Annotated in this window: 13 protein-coding genes; 12 read left to right on the forward strand and 1 reads right to left on the reverse strand. The window is 39.6% G+C overall.

The features are described from left to right. Nucleotides 1-6: 6 nt before the first annotated feature. The 12 genes from ACQK2H_RS06755 (at nucleotide 7) to ACQK2H_RS06810 (ending at nucleotide 13,409) form a co-directional block, all read left to right on the forward strand. On the forward strand, nucleotides 7-1,776 hold the full coding sequence (locus ACQK2H_RS06755; protein WP_425390694.1) for a PAS domain-containing protein: 1,770 nt from the start codon (nucleotides 7-9) through the stop codon (nucleotides 1,774-1,776). A gap of 10 nt (nucleotides 1,777-1,786) precedes the next feature. Next, nucleotides 1,787-2,425, forward strand: a complete 639-nt coding sequence (locus ACQK2H_RS06760; RefSeq protein WP_425390695.1) for a response regulator — start codon at nucleotides 1,787-1,789, stop codon at nucleotides 2,423-2,425. Between the two features lie 75 nt (nucleotides 2,426-2,500). Beyond that, complete coding sequence (locus tag ACQK2H_RS06765) at nucleotides 2,501-6,592, forward strand: PAS domain S-box protein (RefSeq protein ID WP_425390696.1); 4,092 nt, start codon at nucleotides 2,501-2,503, stop codon at nucleotides 6,590-6,592. 185 nt (nucleotides 6,593-6,777) lie between these two features. After that, nucleotides 6,778-7,233 carry a hypothetical protein gene (locus tag ACQK2H_RS06770; protein ID WP_425390697.1) on the forward strand — a complete coding sequence of 152 codons (456 nt, stop codon included), beginning with the start codon at nucleotides 6,778-6,780 and terminating at the stop codon, nucleotides 7,231-7,233. Then, entirely contained in the window at nucleotides 7,230-8,993 is a 1,764-nt protein-coding gene (locus tag ACQK2H_RS06775; protein ID WP_425390698.1) for a PAS domain S-box protein, read from the forward strand. Before ACQK2H_RS06770 ends, ACQK2H_RS06775 begins: the two co-directional genes overlap by 4 nt. Before the next feature lie 369 nt (nucleotides 8,994-9,362). After that, nucleotides 9,363-10,127, forward strand: a complete 765-nt coding sequence (locus ACQK2H_RS06780; RefSeq protein WP_425390699.1) for a sterol desaturase family protein — start codon at nucleotides 9,363-9,365, stop codon at nucleotides 10,125-10,127. A 256-nt stretch (nucleotides 10,128-10,383) separates the two neighbouring features. Then, on the forward strand, nucleotides 10,384-10,773 hold the full coding sequence (locus tag ACQK2H_RS06785) for a hypothetical protein (RefSeq protein WP_425390700.1): 390 nt from the start codon (nucleotides 10,384-10,386) through the stop codon (nucleotides 10,771-10,773). 274 nt (nucleotides 10,774-11,047) lie between these two features. Further along, nucleotides 11,048-11,509 (forward strand): hypothetical protein, encoded by a 462-nt coding sequence (locus ACQK2H_RS06790; RefSeq protein WP_425390701.1) that lies wholly within the window; start codon nucleotides 11,048-11,050, stop codon nucleotides 11,507-11,509. A gap of 30 nt (nucleotides 11,510-11,539) precedes the next feature. After that, nucleotides 11,540-11,959, forward strand: a complete 420-nt coding sequence (locus ACQK2H_RS06795; RefSeq protein WP_425390702.1) for a SiaC family regulatory phosphoprotein — start codon at nucleotides 11,540-11,542, stop codon at nucleotides 11,957-11,959. A 27-nt stretch (nucleotides 11,960-11,986) separates the two neighbouring features. Further along, nucleotides 11,987-12,418, forward strand: coding sequence for a hypothetical protein (locus ACQK2H_RS06800; protein ID WP_425390703.1), 432 nt, complete (start codon nucleotides 11,987-11,989; stop codon nucleotides 12,416-12,418). Nucleotides 12,419-12,428: 10 nt separating this feature from the next. Next, on the forward strand, nucleotides 12,429-13,007 hold the full coding sequence (locus ACQK2H_RS06805; protein WP_425390704.1) for a hypothetical protein: 579 nt from the start codon (nucleotides 12,429-12,431) through the stop codon (nucleotides 13,005-13,007). Between the two features lie 33 nt (nucleotides 13,008-13,040). Further along, nucleotides 13,041-13,409 (forward strand): LytR/AlgR family response regulator transcription factor, encoded by a 369-nt coding sequence (locus ACQK2H_RS06810; protein WP_425390705.1) that lies wholly within the window; start codon nucleotides 13,041-13,043, stop codon nucleotides 13,407-13,409. Between the two features lie 368 nt (nucleotides 13,410-13,777). Here ACQK2H_RS06810 and ACQK2H_RS06815 read toward each other — a convergent pair whose 3' ends face one another. Beyond that, entirely contained in the window at nucleotides 13,778-16,216 is a 2,439-nt protein-coding gene (locus tag ACQK2H_RS06815) for a carboxypeptidase regulatory-like domain-containing protein (protein ID WP_425390706.1), read from the reverse strand. Between the last annotated feature and the right edge of the window lies 1 nt (nucleotide 16,217).

A 16,217-nucleotide genomic window follows, 5' to 3' on the forward strand; every position in this document is an offset into this window, starting at 1 on the left:
GACGATATGGCTAGCGGGAAAGAAGTGATTAAGATTCTTCACCTTGAAGATAATAAGGACGATGTAGAGTTATTGGATATAGCCTTGAAGCGGTCCAAACTAAACTGTCAACTAAATAGCATTCAAACCAAGGGTGAGTTTGTCAAGATGTCGCTTACTGAATATGATATATTGGTAACGGATTATAATCTCAAAGATTATGACGGGCTATCTGCTATTCAGTATGTTCGTTCAAAATCTCCGGATATTCCTATTATTATTCTTTCAGGAACAGTTGGAGAGGAAATGGCAGTTGATCTTTTGCGATCTGGCGCAAATGATTTCATTCTCAAATCAAATCTAAAAAAAGTTCCTCTTGCCATTGAGCGTGCTTTGAGGGAAACTTCCATCAACTACGAACGAAAAAAATTCCAAAAGGAGCTGGTGGAGAAAAATCTGATCCTTGATACCATCTTTGATACCTCAGGGGATCAGATTTTCTTAAAAGATGCGGATGGAAGATATTTAAAGGTTAATCGTGCATTTTGTGAATATGTCCAGCTACATGAAGCTGAAATCATTGGTAAGACTGATTACGATCTGTTCCCTAAGGAGGTGGCTGACAGGGCAACTGAAAATGATGAGTTTGCAAGGCTTTCCGGGAATCCGGTTACCTATGAGATTGAAGTGAAAACGACTGGCCAACGAACTATTTTTGAGATCAATAAAAGGCCGCTTGTTATTGATGGAGAGGTAACGGGTATCGTAGGGAAATGTCTCGATATAACGGCTAATAAACTTTTGTTGGAAGACGTCATTAAGTCGAAATCCATCCTTAGCCAGGCCGAGCGGCTTACACGATCCGGAAGCTTCGAGTATGACGCTGATTTGGATCTCATCAATTGTAGTTCTCACTTGAAGCATATTTTAAGGCTTCAAATAGAAGGAGATACCATCTCATTTCGAAAGCTGGCTCAAATGGTAAAAGAGGATGACAGGGAGATTTTCAATGAGGGAGTAAATGCTGCAATTGATAACTATGAAGAATATCACAATGAACACCGCTTTGTCATTCGATCAAATAATGAATTAGTTGTCCGTTATTTCAAAATTGTTTTACGTCCTGACTATAAGCATGATAAGGGAGGGAGATTTTATGGAACCATCGTAGATGTAACAGCTGAGCATGAAAATCAAATCTACCTGATGGAAAAACAAGAGCGTGATCGCAAAGAACTGGCCCGTGAGCTTCATGATAACCTAGGGCAAAAAATGAATGGCATATCCATGTATATCAGTAAAATATCTGATGATATACCGGATAACAAGGATTTGAAAAAAGTGAAAGCACTTGCTCATGAGACGATTGATGATCTCGGATACCTCATTAATAACATTTCTGTAAAGCAGATAGAAGAGCACTCACTTGAATATGCTATTGATAAACTAATCAGCTATTTGCCGGAAAAGATGAAAGTCAATAAAATATTCGATGTAAAAGAGGATCAACTCTCGCCTTTTGTGAAGTCTCAGGTTTATCGTGTAATACAAGAAGTGCTAAACAATACCGTCAAATACAGTGAAGCTTCCAAAGTAGACCTAACTTTGCAACAAGATGGGGGGATTTTGAGTCTGAATATCGGAGATAATGGGAAAGGATTTGTTGTAGAGAAAGTACTCAATGGAAATGGGCTTCAAAATATCACGCATCGTGTCAGACGGAGTAACGGGTTGATCAATATTGATTCAGCCATAGGAAAAGGGACCCGTATCATCGTAAAAATGCCAATAAGCTAAATTTAGAAAAATGCGCACATTACTACTTGTTGATGATCATCAGATTATAAGAGATGGCATCCGTTTTTACTTCGAAGGCGATGATGAGTTCGTCATTAAAGATGAGGCAGAAAATGGTTTGGAAGCCTTAGAGCTTTTGAAAAATAACAGCTACGATATCGTCCTTACTGATATCAACATGCCCACCATGGATGGTATTGAGTTCATGAAGCAACTCAGAGAAGATCATCCTGAACAAAAGGTACTCGTGCTATCCATGTACAATGAAGCAGGATATATCAATAAGATGATTGCCCTGGGTGCCAATGGCTATGTGCTAAAGAAATCAGATAAAGCAGAGCTTGTAAGTGCAATTAAGAAGGTATTGGACGGGCAAGATCATTATTCGGATGAAGTTTATAAAACGATCATTGGAAATATAGCAGGACGCAAGCCAAAAGAGCGACTTACGTTAGAGGCAGAGCTGTCTGATCGTGAAAAAGAAGTGCTGGTATTGATTGCCAATGAATACACCAACCAGGAAATCGCAGATAAGCTTTTTATCAGCATACGCACGGTAGAAACACACAAAAGAAATCTACTGGAAAAGACCGGTTGCAAAAATGTGGCTGGGCTAGTTATGTATGCAGTAGAGCGAAATCTTGTGTAAAAGAAACTTCATTAGAGAATTGAAGATATTTTAGTTAACTTTTAACGGTCTCTTGGAGGAATGAGATAGTGACGTATGGACCACCAGTTAATAAAATACATTGATCGTCCGATAGTTATTCTGGACATGGATCAGGGGCATTTCGCGGATTGCAATGATGCCGCAGTAAAGTTTTTCGGTTTGCCCAAAGAAGAACTACTGAAAAAAAGTCCATATGATCTTAGCCCGGCAAATGTCTTTGGATATGAAGCTGAGGCATACAGCCGCCAGCTCATACAAGAAGCACTGGCCGGTGATAATCCATCATTTGATTGGGTTCATTTGGACAAAAAAGGAAAAAAGCTTCCCTGTGAGGTTCGCTTAATACGGATTCCGCCTTATAACCGACGATTAGTCAGAGGTACCATCATTGATAAAAACGATAAGGATCGGATCCTCAGAAGGGCAAGCGAGGGCCGATTGATTCTTACACTGGAGTCGGCTAATATTGGAACTTTTGATTGGTATCCGCAAGTAGATCAACTGAGCTGGGATCAGCGTCTATATGAGATTTTCGGCTTGAAATTGGGAGACCAAATTGACCTGAATGCTCATTTTTTTGATGCCCTGCATCCCGATGATAAAGAACGAGTAAGCCTTGAGTTTGAGAAATCTTTGAGCCCGGAAGGACCTGATAGCAAGGTAATTGAGTATCGGGTGATTATACATGGAAAAATAAAGCACCTCTTAGCCCATAGTCGAATAATCAGGAATGATAAAGGAGATGTCATCCGAATGTTGGGCGCAACACAGGATATCACTGACTTGCGAGAAACAGAGGACTTTATGAAGTTGGTTCTGGATTCAGCAGGTATTGGCACATTCTCAAATCACCCAAAGACAGATGAAGCAAATTTTGATCATCGTTTTCGCGAAATATTTGGGATAGATCAAAATCAGAAAGGTCATTTAACAGAAGCTTTTTTTAGTCGAATTCATGAGGACGACCTGGAGTTTGTAAGAGGTCATTATGAAAGCAGACTGAAGAAAAATGGGCCAAACGACATCAATCTCGAATATCGCATAGTGGTTGAAGGAAAGGTTAAACATATACTTGGATTTGGACAGGTATTTAGGGATAAGAAAGGCGAGGTAATACGGATAGTCGGTACGATTCAGGATATCACACCATTGCGAGCATCAGAAGATAAACTCAAGAAAAGTGAGGAGCTCTTAAGGTCTGTCATTCAGGATCAAAAAGAAATGATCGTTCGGTGGAAGCCCGGAGGTTACCGTACGTTTGTAAACAAAGCCTATTGTGAAACCTTTGATTTAAACCCGAATGAAGCAATAGGAAAAAGTTTTTTTCCGCTTTTGGAAAAATCCTTTCTAGAGGAATACAAAGAAGAAGTGGAAAAACTCACTCCGGGCAACCCGGTTAGGAGCTATACGGTACATAATCCACTTCCCAGTGGTGAGAAGGTATGGCAGGAATGGTCCGACCGGGCTTATTTTGATGCAAAGGGAAATGCGGTAGAGTACCAAAGCGTAGGTAGGGATGTCACCAGCCTGATAAAATCTCGCGAGCAATTAAAGGAAAGTGAGCAACTATTTCGATCCATTGTTCAGGATCAATCCGAAATGATTGTTAGATGGACGGGAGAGGGGGTTCGGACGTTTGCCAACAAAGCTTACATGGATACATTCGGCCTAAAAGAGGACGAGGTGATAGGATCTTCTTTTTTTGATTTAATTGATGAGGAGGATTTGCCATGGGTAATGAAGGAGTTTGAACAACTCACTCCGGATAATCCTACCAGAAGCAAAAGGCATAAAGTCAAATTGCCGGATGGTTCTCTAGGCTGGCAGGAATGGACTGATCGCGCTTTTTTTGATGAGGATAGAAAGGTAAAAGAGTTCCAAAGTGTTGGGCGTAATATAACAGAAATTGTAAATGCCCAGAAAGCGCTTGAAGAAAGTGAAAGACGCTACCGGAATGTCTTCAATCAACAGTTTCAATTTACCGCACTGCTGGATCTGAATGGAAAGATCGTGCAAATCAATGATCTACCGCTGCAGGTACACGGTCTGGAAAAGAAAGACTTCATTGGAAAGTTGTTCTGGAAAGCTCCCGGATTCGGTGAGAAAAAGAAATATCAACAGCGTGTTAAAGATCATCTCAAGAAGTTAAAAGAAGAAGGAAATCAACTAATGGTGGAAGACCAGTATGTTGATCCTAAAGGAAACACCCGGTATGCAACGTCACATTACAGCCTGATTAAAGACACAAATGGAGAAGTAGAGAACATCCTGGTTCAGGCGACAGACAAGACAGAAATAATTGAAGCTCAAAAAGCACTGAAGGAAAGTGAGCTTCGTTATCGCAATGTTTTCAATCAGCAATTCCAGTTTACAGCTCTTCTAGACATTGAAGGAAAAGTCGTACTGATAAATGACTTACCGCTTCAAACTCAGGGGGTATCCAGAGAGGATTATATTGGAAAATACTTCTGGGAGTCTCCAAGTTGGAAAGGAAACAAGGAATGGGAAAAGAAGATCAAAAGTCAGGTACTTTTTGCAAAGAAAACCGGGGAGACACTTATTGTTGAAGATCCCTATTATGGAAAAAACAAAGAAATCCGATATGCAAATGCTTCCTACAATGTAATTGCCAATAACAAAGGAAAAGCAGAAAATATCCTGGTCCAAGCCTTGGATATTACGGAAGCTAAAAATGCTAAAAGGGAAATCGAAGATCGACAAAAGAAACTATCCCTGATCTTTGATAATGCGAATGACTTTATGATCCTATTCAGAGTTGAGGGTAGCCAATTATTTATTGAAAGTGTAAATGAGGAAACCATAAAGGGTTTCAAAAATTCTGGCATAGAAATGTCAGAGGATGACCTGGTTGGGTTGGAGATTAGAGAGTACTTTCAGAAGGTCGTAGGGTACGATGAAAATACCATGGCTTTTCACATGGAAAAGTATAAGGAAGCTTTGAAAAATAAAGAAACCATTACTTACATCTCGGATAACACGGTCAACGATCTTTATTTTGCCATTGAAACAAAGATCACCCCGGTGGAGGAATCAAATGAGACGAACTACCTATTAACCACGTCCAGAGATATAACAGAAATTGTACTATCACGAAAAGAACTTGAGAATGCACTGGATGAGGTAAGGGAATTGAAAGAAAAGCTGGAGCAGGAAAACATCTACCTAAAGGAAGAAATCAAGCAAGCCAATGACTTTGAGAACATGGTCTTTAGGAGTAAGGAATTTAGAGGGGTTTTACAAAAAGTAGAGCAGGTGGCCAAAACCGATGCAACGGTTTTGATAACGGGAGAGACAGGAACAGGGAAGGAATTGATAGCTCGGGCCATTCACAACGTGAGCAAGCGATCAGAGAAGTCAATGATCAAAGTAAATACGGCGGCTATCCCAAGGGATCTGATCGAGAGTGAACTTTTTGGCCATGAAAAAGGGGCATTTACGGGTGCAGCAGGAGAGAGGCCTGGTAAGTTTGAGCTCGCCGATGGCGGCACCATTTTCCTGGATGAAATAGGAGATATGCCCATGGATCTGCAAGTGAAAATCTTGCGTGTATTGCAGGAAGGAGAGGTAGAACGGCTGGGAAGTACCAAAACCAAGAAAATAGATGTGCGTATCATTTCTGCCACCAATAAAAACCTGGAGGAGGCGGTAACGAATGGTAGCTTTAGAGAAGATCTTTATTTCAGGTTAAAAGTATTTCCTATAGAGATACCACCCCTTCGTACCCGACCAGACGATGTGCCCATCCTTGTAGAGCATTTTGTGGCAAAATATTCGGTGAAACATAGCAACCCAATCAATGTAATCCCGAAAACAGTCATGGATTATCTGCGCAATTATACCTGGCCGGGTAATGTGCGTGAATTAGAGAATACCATAGAGCGAGCAGTGATTTTGTCTACTGACGAAAAACTGGATCTGCCGGAAGTAACAGAAAGTACCACTTCACAGGAGCAATGGGAGCATGACAATTCACTGGATGTGATCATGGAAAACCATATCAGAACAGTGCTGAAGGAGAGCAACTGGAAGATCGAAGGTGATGATGGCGCGGCGGCAAAACTTAAGATCAAACCAAGCACTCTTCGAGATAAGATGAAAAAGTTTAACATAAAACGTCCCAGGTAACAACCTCGGTATTTCGTGATTCTGAATGTTTATAGCGGTTTTACCCTCGGTATTTCGTGACTTTTCTTATATAAGCATTGTGACTACTGTAATTTAATATATCTGATATACAAGTAGTTACGGCTTAAAATTTCCCCTTTAAAATAACTGGCACACCTGTTGGTGAGTGGTTTTTCGTGTTAGAAGTGAAAAATCAAATTGAATTAACAACGGGCAAGCACTGGCTATGTGAAAAAGGCATGCTGTGTTCTGAATTTTGGATTCCGGAAGGAAGATTCATGGTGGATAGCAGGATGATACTGGATCACATTGAAAGTGCCGTCACTGTTTTAAGTGGAAATAGGCTCCCCTTTCTTAATGATATGACTTCTTCTGAAGGTATTCTGAGTTTCGACGCTCTAAAAAAATGGGGTCAAAGCGAACTCTTAAATGAATACCGTGTAGCTGAAGCCTATATTGTTAAATCACTTTCTGATTTGATTTTCATAAAACAACACATTCGACTAAATGATTTGAAATTTCCGGCAATGGTTTTTCAGTCAGTAGAGCGAGCAAAGGAATGGCTTTCGCAAGTCAAAGAGGACACCACACCATCAAGTTTCAAAAACACTAAAACGCAAAGTAAGAGCGAACGGCTATGAGAGAATTGGAAGAGAGTAATGCAACAATCAGGGTACTACTGCTAGAGGATAATCCTGATGATGTGGTGTTGATAAAAAGAGAACTAAAAAAGTCCTCCTTTAAATTTTCTTTCAAGGAAATAGAGTCAAAAGTACAATTGAAAGCTGAGAGTCTGGATGGTTTTGACTTGGTACTTTGCGATTATGGCCTTAAAGGCTATGATGGTCTAAGTGCATTAAAATATATCAATTCGTTAACAGAAATTCCCATTATAATCGTTTCAGGATCTATTGGAGATGAGCTTTGCTGCGACTTATTGTCTTCGGGTGCAGATGACTTTGTAAATAAGTCCAACCTGAAAAAGCTGCCTTTTGTGATAAAGAATGTTTTGGCAAACAAGCGATACAAAAAGATATCTGAAGATTGCCAGAAAAAGTATCAGGAGACTTCTCAGATGTTTGATACGATTTTTGAAGGACTGGAGAACCCTGTTTTCATCAAAGATGGTGATCGAAAGTATGTGCGTGTGAACGCCGCTTTTATAAAGCTTTATGAGCGAAGTGAATCCGAGCTAATAGGCAAAACTGATGATGAAATAGGTTGGATTCATCATAACATACAATCATATCAGGATGACTTAAATATCCTGAACAGGGGGATTTCATCACAATATGAGATGGATTACTTCAATGATGCCGGTCAGCGAGTGTGGTTAGAGGTTACCAAAAATCCAATATTTATTGATGGCGCCATCACAGGGATACTGGGGCAGGCCAAAAATGTCACTGCAAGAAAAGATGCCATATCTACAATGGAAAGGTCCCAGCATATTTTACAACAGGCAGAGGAGCTGACATTATCCGGTAGCTTCGAATATGATGTGGAACTGGATTTGGTTTCTTGTTCAAAGAACCTGGTGAAAATGCTGGGCATCCATTCCAACCAGATTTCACTGGGAAGATTGATTCGATTGATCAAGGCGGAAGACAGAACCATGTTTTTGGATGGCATCAATCAAAGCATCGAAAAGAAAAAAGAGTATCGGATGGAACACCGATACATGATCAATGAAAAGAACCAGGGGTATTTTGAGATATTGTTTCGACCGGACTATAAAGATGGAACCGGAAACACGTTTTATGGAACAATCTTGGATGTAACCCGTGAGTCCAGAGAAAGTAGATCACGTATAGCGCATCAGGAGGAATCAACTAATGAGATTGCTCGTGAATTACATGACAATCTTGGACAGAAGCTAAACGCAGTATCCATGTATTTGAGCAAAGCTTCAAACTGTGGTGATTGTTCAGAGATCATTGAAAAAAGTACAGATCTGCTCCATGAAGGACTGGATGACCTTGGCAGATTGCTGTCTAACATTTCAGTAAAGCATATCGATGACATTTCCCTGAATTATGCGCTCGAGAAATTGACATCTTATCTCCCAGTAGAAATGGACCTTACTTTCAACTGTGAAATCGATGAGTCCAGAATCGATCGATTTGTGAAGCAGCAAATATTTAGGGTGGTACAGGAAACAGTGAATAATGCAATCAAATACAGCAATGCACAAAACCTGAACATATCACTCCAGCATGAAGGCAGCATTTTGAGTATGATCGTAGAGGATGACGGCAATGGGTTTGAACTGGAGAGCAATGAGCTGGGCAATGGCTTAATGAATATTACTCACAGAGTAAAAAAATCCAATGGACTGATAGACATCAATTCTAAGAAAGGTCAAGGAACGAAAGTGGTAGTTAAAATGCCAGTTAGTTAGTAAAAAAGTATGTGATTAGGTTTAGTAGTGAGTTGCCTCTACGCGGAGGCAGTGATTAGGTGAGGACCTGCCGCGAGAGCGGTGGGTTTTTTTATTGCAATGCTTCGAACTCTTCACAACACCAAAATTCCATGGGTCACTTTTTGCCATTGTAGATCTCTGAATCTCAATAGTCGTGTATAACTCGTATAAGGTTATCCAAGACGTTAAGTAGGAATCAGTACCATTTATACCCTCAGTCTCTATATGGATGACCTACAGGTTTAAGTCATTTTCCCAGTTAGGGGACAGGGGTTTCAATCTAATGCTAAAAACTTCTCTTAACTAAACGAAATTAAATTCTGCTGACTTAGTAACTTCGTTTACACTATGTTAGAGGAGCTGAAAAACCTGTTTCCCTTTATTTATTTTAATATCGGTATCCGATACCTGTTGGCCGCCGGGCTTGCTTTTTTGATCTTCTACATGTTATTCCGTTCTCGGTTTTCGATAAGGAGAATACAAGCTACATTTCCTAAATCCAAAGACTACAGGCGCGACCTAGGGTATTCATTGCTAACCGTTTTTTTCTTTACCATCATTTCACTACTCACTTTTTATGTATTGAAGCCTTACAATTTGTTATATGATTCTCTCGCCGATAAATCCGTTTGGTATTGGCTGTTAACTGTCATTCCAATGTTCTTTATCCATGATTTTTATTTTTACTGGGCACATCGGTTGATGCACCACCCGGCACTCTTCAGAAGGGTACATAAGATCCATCACCTTTCCACGAATCCTTCACCATGGACGGCTTATGCATTTCATCCGTTAGAAGCATTCATTGAAGCTGCCATTATCTTGATATTAGCATTTACAGTTCCTACGCATGCGTTTGTAATTATGCTGTTTATGATCTTTCAGATCATTTATAATGTGTACGGCCATTTAGGTTATGAGCTATTTCCCAAAGGATTTCATAAAACACGAATTGGGAGGTACGTAAACACCTCGGTTGCGCATAATCAGCATCATGCGAAGTTTCATGGTAATTATGGTCTATACACACTCATTTGGGATCGAGTGTTTGGTACTATCAGAGATGATTACGATGAATCGTATGAGCAAGCGACTGGTCGCTCCTCCCTTTAAGATAGGATAGTCACCTAATTGCGAAAGCGAGTACATGATACGCTCTTTTTCCTCCATTCAGGGTTTGCTTTTGCGGTACTTAAAATCAAAACCTGCACTCCTACGTGATTCACTCAAATAGCTACGCACATCCCTTATACGCGTCTCACGGAGATTTCTGCGGAGATTTCTGAATCTATTATAACCCGAGTTTCACTCTCATAATCGGTTCGCCATATCCTGACTTTTGAACTATCAAAACAAAAAAGTCAAGGCGATGAAAAAGCTAATCATACCATTTACGCTAGTCATTCTACTCTCATCATGCATGTCTTCTAGAAACATCTATAACCCGACCTATGCTCGATTGGAAACAAGTCAAACCGTTCAATTATTTGATGAATGTATGACAACAGAGCATAACACCCTTGACATTACTCCAAAGTATCTATTTATAAACGATTCAGTATCTCTTAAAATATTAAAGGTCGTACGCCGAAACCACAATAGTTATGTATATGTGTTAGAGCGACCGGAGATGGCTCCAGATTGCTTGGAAATTAATAAGATCGGTGACCGAATCGTCTATTATTATGCGTGTCAGGAAATCAAGACCGTACTGACAGCATCAGTTGTTAGTGGTAGTCACACATATAACGGAATATAAAATATTTAGTAAATCCTCTTAGTTATTAAGCCTGCCATATGCGTGGTAGGCTTTTTATTTTGCATATAAAAAATCATTACTTAAAACCCCTAACAATCTGTCCGTATTTTCCGCTGCGTGATTCACTTATTTTGATAAGTACATCCTCTATACGCATCTCACGGACGTTTTTGCGCGATTTTCTGAATCTTTTCAAACCAGAGAATCCCTCTCACACAGGCTGGATCATTCGCTGACTTTTGTATTATCAAAAAACACTAAAAAACAGATAAACATGAAAAAGCCATTCTTATTAGTCGTATTTCTTTTGACGCTGATGGGGCTTGCCTCCGGTCAAGAGTTGGTTGTAAAAACGTATGTAGAAAAGACTCACATGAGTCCGAAAACAGGAACTGCCATTGGGTTTGAAAATCAATACCAATGGGAGTATGGTGCCTTCTTTCAGGAGACCTCTTTAGTAGAATCTTTTATGATGAGCGAGGCAGATAAAGCAGCCTTACCCAGACACTATGAAAAGGAGTTTTACGGACTCTACTTCGCAGTGCCGGTAATGCTCAGAGAGCAATTTGTAGTGAAAGCAAATGTCCGAACAGGTGTATCTAACGGTGAAAACTTTGTCATCACACCATCGCTACTTGCTGATTACAAGCTTGCCGAACACATACGAGTAGGCATGGGGCTGGGCTCCAGAGCTTTCCGCCCTACGCTTCAGGGATCTTTATCCTTCGTCTTCTAAAAATCTTAAAAACGCAATAATCAAACTGTCATGAATGCTCAACTATTAGATATGGATTACCAGCAAGAAGTATCACCACTTTATGTGACTAAAAGTAAGCTCAAAGAATTTTCTGTAGGCTATTTGAAATCCATCAGTTTGATTACGGCAACAGGATGGAGTGCTACAGAAGATGCCTGGATCAAATACTGCCAGATGCTTGCTGACATTGAAACACATCTAAAAGATCAGGATGAATTAAAGATCTACTTCAATCTTGAAATACTTAATGCTACTTCCGTCGGGTACCTATTCAAGATAATAAAACGACTAAATGAAGCGCATACAGACGGTAAGCAAGTGAAGGTTTACTGGAGGTGCTCATCAGCAACATGTGGAGAAGAAATGGTTGATACGGGGCTGGATATGGCAGGAATGAGTGATTTCGAATTTCAAATCACCAAAGCATAAGCCAAAGGATCTCATAACCGCATTGTCATGAAAAAGCTAATCATTATAAGCGTTTTACTCATCGGAGCGAAGTTCTCTGCAACAGCACAGACACTCACTGGAAATGCCTTTTTGCAAAACACAGTCATGGGGCTCCAAAAAGGTTTTGGCCTTCGTGCGCAAACAGAAAAAGGTCTGGGTTTAGGGATGATTTTCCAATCAAACCTAAAGTCTACGAAAGAAGGTCTTGACGAAAAGTATCCATTCTATGGAGTAGAGACGGTCATTCCGGTAACGAAATGTGGAAACATGAGGCTCTTTCTAACACCAAAAGCTGGCTTTGTGAATGAAGATTACTTCATACTGATACCGGAGGTGGAAACAGAAATCAGAATCACAGACATGTTTTCTGCTGCGATTACGGCCGGTATCCGAGCAAGGGAATCTGCTACAGGTGTCAAACTACTGGTTCATTTATAAGCGATATGGCATGAAAAGTATACTAAACACCATCGTGAGATTTTTAGTAGTTGTCCTGGTCGCTACGCTATTTGCCTGCGAGCCGGCTTTAGAGGATCCTTATGAAAAATTCATCATTCCGGCAGGTAAGCATTCAGGATTGTGGAAGATGCAGTCCCTTCAATCGAAGGCCCTGAATTTCTCTGTCATTTTTGATCAATCTGCAATCTATCAGGCTGCAACGAAAGAGAATCAGCACGACATTCATAAGCTGATGGGTTTTTCAGATTGCAACTCTACACACCATGATAATAGTGCCCGTTTTGGCTGGAGATGGCTGGATGGCAAGTTGGAGATTCATGCATACGCGTATGTAGCGGGAGAGCGAATCACCCAATACATCGGGGATGTAGCACTAAACGAACCAAATGATTATCAACTGCAGATTACTGAAGATGAATACGTCTTCTATCTGCAAGGATACGATCCTGTCAGGATCACGCGTGAGGCGCCATGTAGTAAAGGACTTTACTATATGCTCTTTCCCTACTTCGGTGGGAATGAAGTAGCCCCGCACGACATACTAATTCAAATTCTAACAAAATATTAAAAAACATAAACGAGAACTTAAATGACTACCACCATGCAAGTACATAAAACAGAAACACTAAATATTAATGACAAAATCGAGCAATTCGAAGGAAGCATTTTCCTGAATGTCGGTAAAAGAATTCAACGTATTTCTCTAAAAAGCATTGAGTACATTAAAGGTTACGGAGACTATATGAAAGTGAAATGTAAGGAGCGATCGCATACCGTACATATCACCATGAAAAACCTGGAAAAGATTCTTCCTTCTTCAGATTTCTATAGAATTCATAAATCGTACATTATTCGATTAGACAAAATTGAAGGAGTAACCACTTCTCATGTGCACATTGATGACACACATATTCCCATAAGCAGAAACAACAAGCAAGAGTTGCTTTCTCTAATCCCTTGGGTGAAATAGTAATGATTTTGGTGGTTAGTAAAGGGTGGCTCAGAAGTGAGTCACCTGCTTACCACTTCGTGTTGAGATAACCTCCGGCACCATACATATGCAATGTGAAACAAGCGCAGAATGAAGCTAAACACCAATGAAGGATTTGTTTTGCTTGCAGCATTGAAGGTATGTGTTTTTTGGTGGTTAGTAAAAGGGTGGCTCTGTTGAGGGGTCACTCTTTTTTATTTAAAAGCTGTTAGCCCAACGTATGACCACTCATGATGCAAAAAAAAAGACGGCTCCCCTCAAAGGAGCCGTTATCATTTTAAACCCATCACAGTTAGTGAAAAGTATATGATTTACGAAGTAAGTAGCAGTTTAGATTTAAAGAATGATTAATTCATGCCATGCATCTGTACCTTAAGTTCGGCCCGTCTGTTCTGAGAATGATCTTCTTCCTCACAATCGACCCCACTACTGCATTGATTGAGCGGGAGTTCTTCTCCAAAAGAAACTCCTTCCAATCGATTTTCTGAAATCCCTCTTTTGATAAAATATTGTTTGACTGAGTTTAGTCTGTCTATCGATAATTGCTTGTTGTATTCAGCGGAACCTCTGGTGTCTGCATGAGCTGTTATTTTCAAAGTAGATTTTGGGTTCTCCAATAGGATTTTCAGCATATTCTGAAGTGATTCTTCATAATTATTGTTTAACTCTCTTGAGTTAAAATCAAAAAATGCGATGAGTTTATCTTCATATTCTTCTTCTAATAGGATGTCATTTAACAATTCACCCTCATAAAGATCATGGGTGTTAATAGAGTACCCATTAGGTATAAAACCATCACTTAATGCAGTTATCTTATACTGCTTGTCAGGAGCAAGCCTAAAAGAATAAGAACCATCATAAGTTGTTCTGACAGAATCTCTGGTACCTGCTGACATATTATCTAAAAGTACAAGTGCACCTGGTATCAGTTCATGCGATTCATTGCTATACAGCCTTCCCATAACAAATAAATTATAGATTACTTGTTTCGTGACAGAGTCTTCAAGAATGAAGTCATTAATGATTTTTCCAGAATAAGTATTCGAGGTATTGAATTCAACTCGACCTTTAAAATGAATGTTGCTTGAGGCAGTGATTACATAGTTGTTTTCAGGTTCAATCTGAAAAGAGTAGGTCCCCTCTGCGTTCGTTCGCATTGAATCAACCTTATTTTGATTTTTTAGAATGACCATTGCATTTGATACCGGTTTTGATTCGTCATTGACTACACGTCCCTGTGCTAGTAGCTCATGCTTATTCAGTTTAATTAGTAGCGTATCGATTGCTAAATCTGAATTCTTATTAGAATAAAAAATACTATCGGTAGCGTAGTAATACTGATCTTCTACATTAAGAAGGAAATCATTTTCTACAGGAATATCAAATTTTAAATAACCAAGTTCATTGGATATGTCAACCTGCTTATAAGCATTTTCATACGATGAAATTGCCATCTTGATATCAGGTAAGGGCTGATCAGAAGATTCAGCAATAAGTCTTATGATTAGCTGCGAAGAAGTGCTTTTAAAAGCATAAATATCATCTAACCCTTTTCCTCCCTCTCTATTGGATGAAAAGTAACCACTCTTTCCATCCTCATTCAAATAGAAGCTGAAATCATCAGAAAAAGAATTGATTGGCTGACCCAGATTGATCGGTTCCTTAGCTTCAAAGTCTTTAAGAACGGCTTTAAAGATGTCAAGTCCTCCAAAACCTCCAAGACCAGTCGATGAGAAGTAAAGTATGGAGTCATTGTGCAAGTAAGGGAATAGTTCGGCTCCCGAAGTGTTGACCTCAGCACCAAGATTAGTAGGATCTGTCCATGAGTTGCCCTCTCTATAACTAATATATAGATCTGCGTTACCATTTCCACCGGGCATATCAGATGAAAAAATAAGGATTTTACCGTCATTAGAAAGAGTAGGATGTCCAACCGAATATTTCTTATTGTTATGCTGAAAAGGAGTGATATTTTTCCAGTTTGATAAATCACTGCAGTCTGCGAAGAAAAGCTTCAGCTTCACAATTCCCTGATCTTTAGACTTTGAACTAAGGTCATTTCGAGTGAATGCAACCATTTTATCGTCCTTATAGAATGAGAATGGGCCATCATGGTAGAAAGGCTTCACCTCTTCACTATATTCAAGGGGAATTACATCAGAAACATTTTTCTTAATAAAAAAGCGAATCATGCCCTCATCTTTATGAGCTGCATTCGAAGGCTGATATTGAATGTATATATCTGCCTGACGAGATGAAAGGAATATCATTCCCTCTGAAAATGGATGAGGAGCAAAATCAGCTACTTTAGAGTTGATATCAAGGTTTTCAATCTTGTATTGTGCGTTTTTTCTATATAAATCAATTTCATTGATGAAACTTAGCTTTGAAGCAGCTTCTGCGTCCCAACTCTTTTGCAAAGTGTTTTCATACCAGTTTTTAGCCTGATCCAATTTACCATTCCTCATAAGCACTTCTGCATAGAGAAAAATCATCTCTTTAGAAGCATCGGGATAGGATGCAAGACTCCTGAGCCATATCTCAGAATTAATTGGCTCATTAAGTTTGAGGTAAGATTGAGCAATTTTCAGTTTAACCTCACTGTCATCGGGGTGTTTATCTAAGGTTTTTTTGTAGTGAGTAATGGCGCTTCTATAATCCATCCGGTCAAAGTATTCATTACCTATGACTCGATCACCTTTTATCAAATCAAGTGCAGTCTTCCCTTGAGCCAGAAGCAAAGAACAAGTCAGATAAAGCACAAGGTAGATTCCTAATTTTCTCATA

It is taken from the genome of Ekhidna sp. (genome assembly GCF_965228795.1).
Classification (GTDB): Bacteria; Bacteroidota; Bacteroidia; order Cytophagales; family Cyclobacteriaceae; genus Ekhidna.

Bases quoted from the DNA above. Each gene is read 5' to 3' on its own strand.
- ACQK2H_RS06755 (WP_425390694.1), top strand. From the start codon at position 7: ATGGCTAGCGGGAAAGAAGTGATTAAGATTCTTCACCTTGAAGATAAT.
- ACQK2H_RS06760 (WP_425390695.1), top strand. From the start codon at position 1,787: ATGCGCACATTACTACTTGTTGATGATCATCAGATTATAAGAGATGGC.
- ACQK2H_RS06765 (WP_425390696.1), top strand. From the start codon at position 2,501: ATGGACCACCAGTTAATAAAATACATTGATCGTCCGATAGTTATTCTG.
- ACQK2H_RS06775 (WP_425390698.1), top strand. From the start codon at position 7,230: ATGAGAGAATTGGAAGAGAGTAATGCAACAATCAGGGTACTACTGCTA.
- ACQK2H_RS06780 (WP_425390699.1), top strand. From the start codon at position 9,363: ATGTTAGAGGAGCTGAAAAACCTGTTTCCCTTTATTTATTTTAATATC.
- ACQK2H_RS06785 (WP_425390700.1), top strand. From the start codon at position 10,384: ATGAAAAAGCTAATCATACCATTTACGCTAGTCATTCTACTCTCATCA.
- ACQK2H_RS06790 (WP_425390701.1), top strand. From the start codon at position 11,048: ATGAAAAAGCCATTCTTATTAGTCGTATTTCTTTTGACGCTGATGGGG.
- ACQK2H_RS06795 (WP_425390702.1), top strand. From the start codon at position 11,540: ATGAATGCTCAACTATTAGATATGGATTACCAGCAAGAAGTATCACCA.
- ACQK2H_RS06800 (WP_425390703.1), top strand. From the start codon at position 11,987: ATGAAAAAGCTAATCATTATAAGCGTTTTACTCATCGGAGCGAAGTTC.
- ACQK2H_RS06805 (WP_425390704.1), top strand. From the start codon at position 12,429: ATGAAAAGTATACTAAACACCATCGTGAGATTTTTAGTAGTTGTCCTG.
- ACQK2H_RS06810 (WP_425390705.1), top strand. From the start codon at position 13,041: ATGCAAGTACATAAAACAGAAACACTAAATATTAATGACAAAATCGAG.
- ACQK2H_RS06815 (WP_425390706.1), bottom strand. From the start codon at position 16,216: ATGAGAAAATTAGGAATCTACCTTGTGCTTTATCTGACTTGTTCTTTG.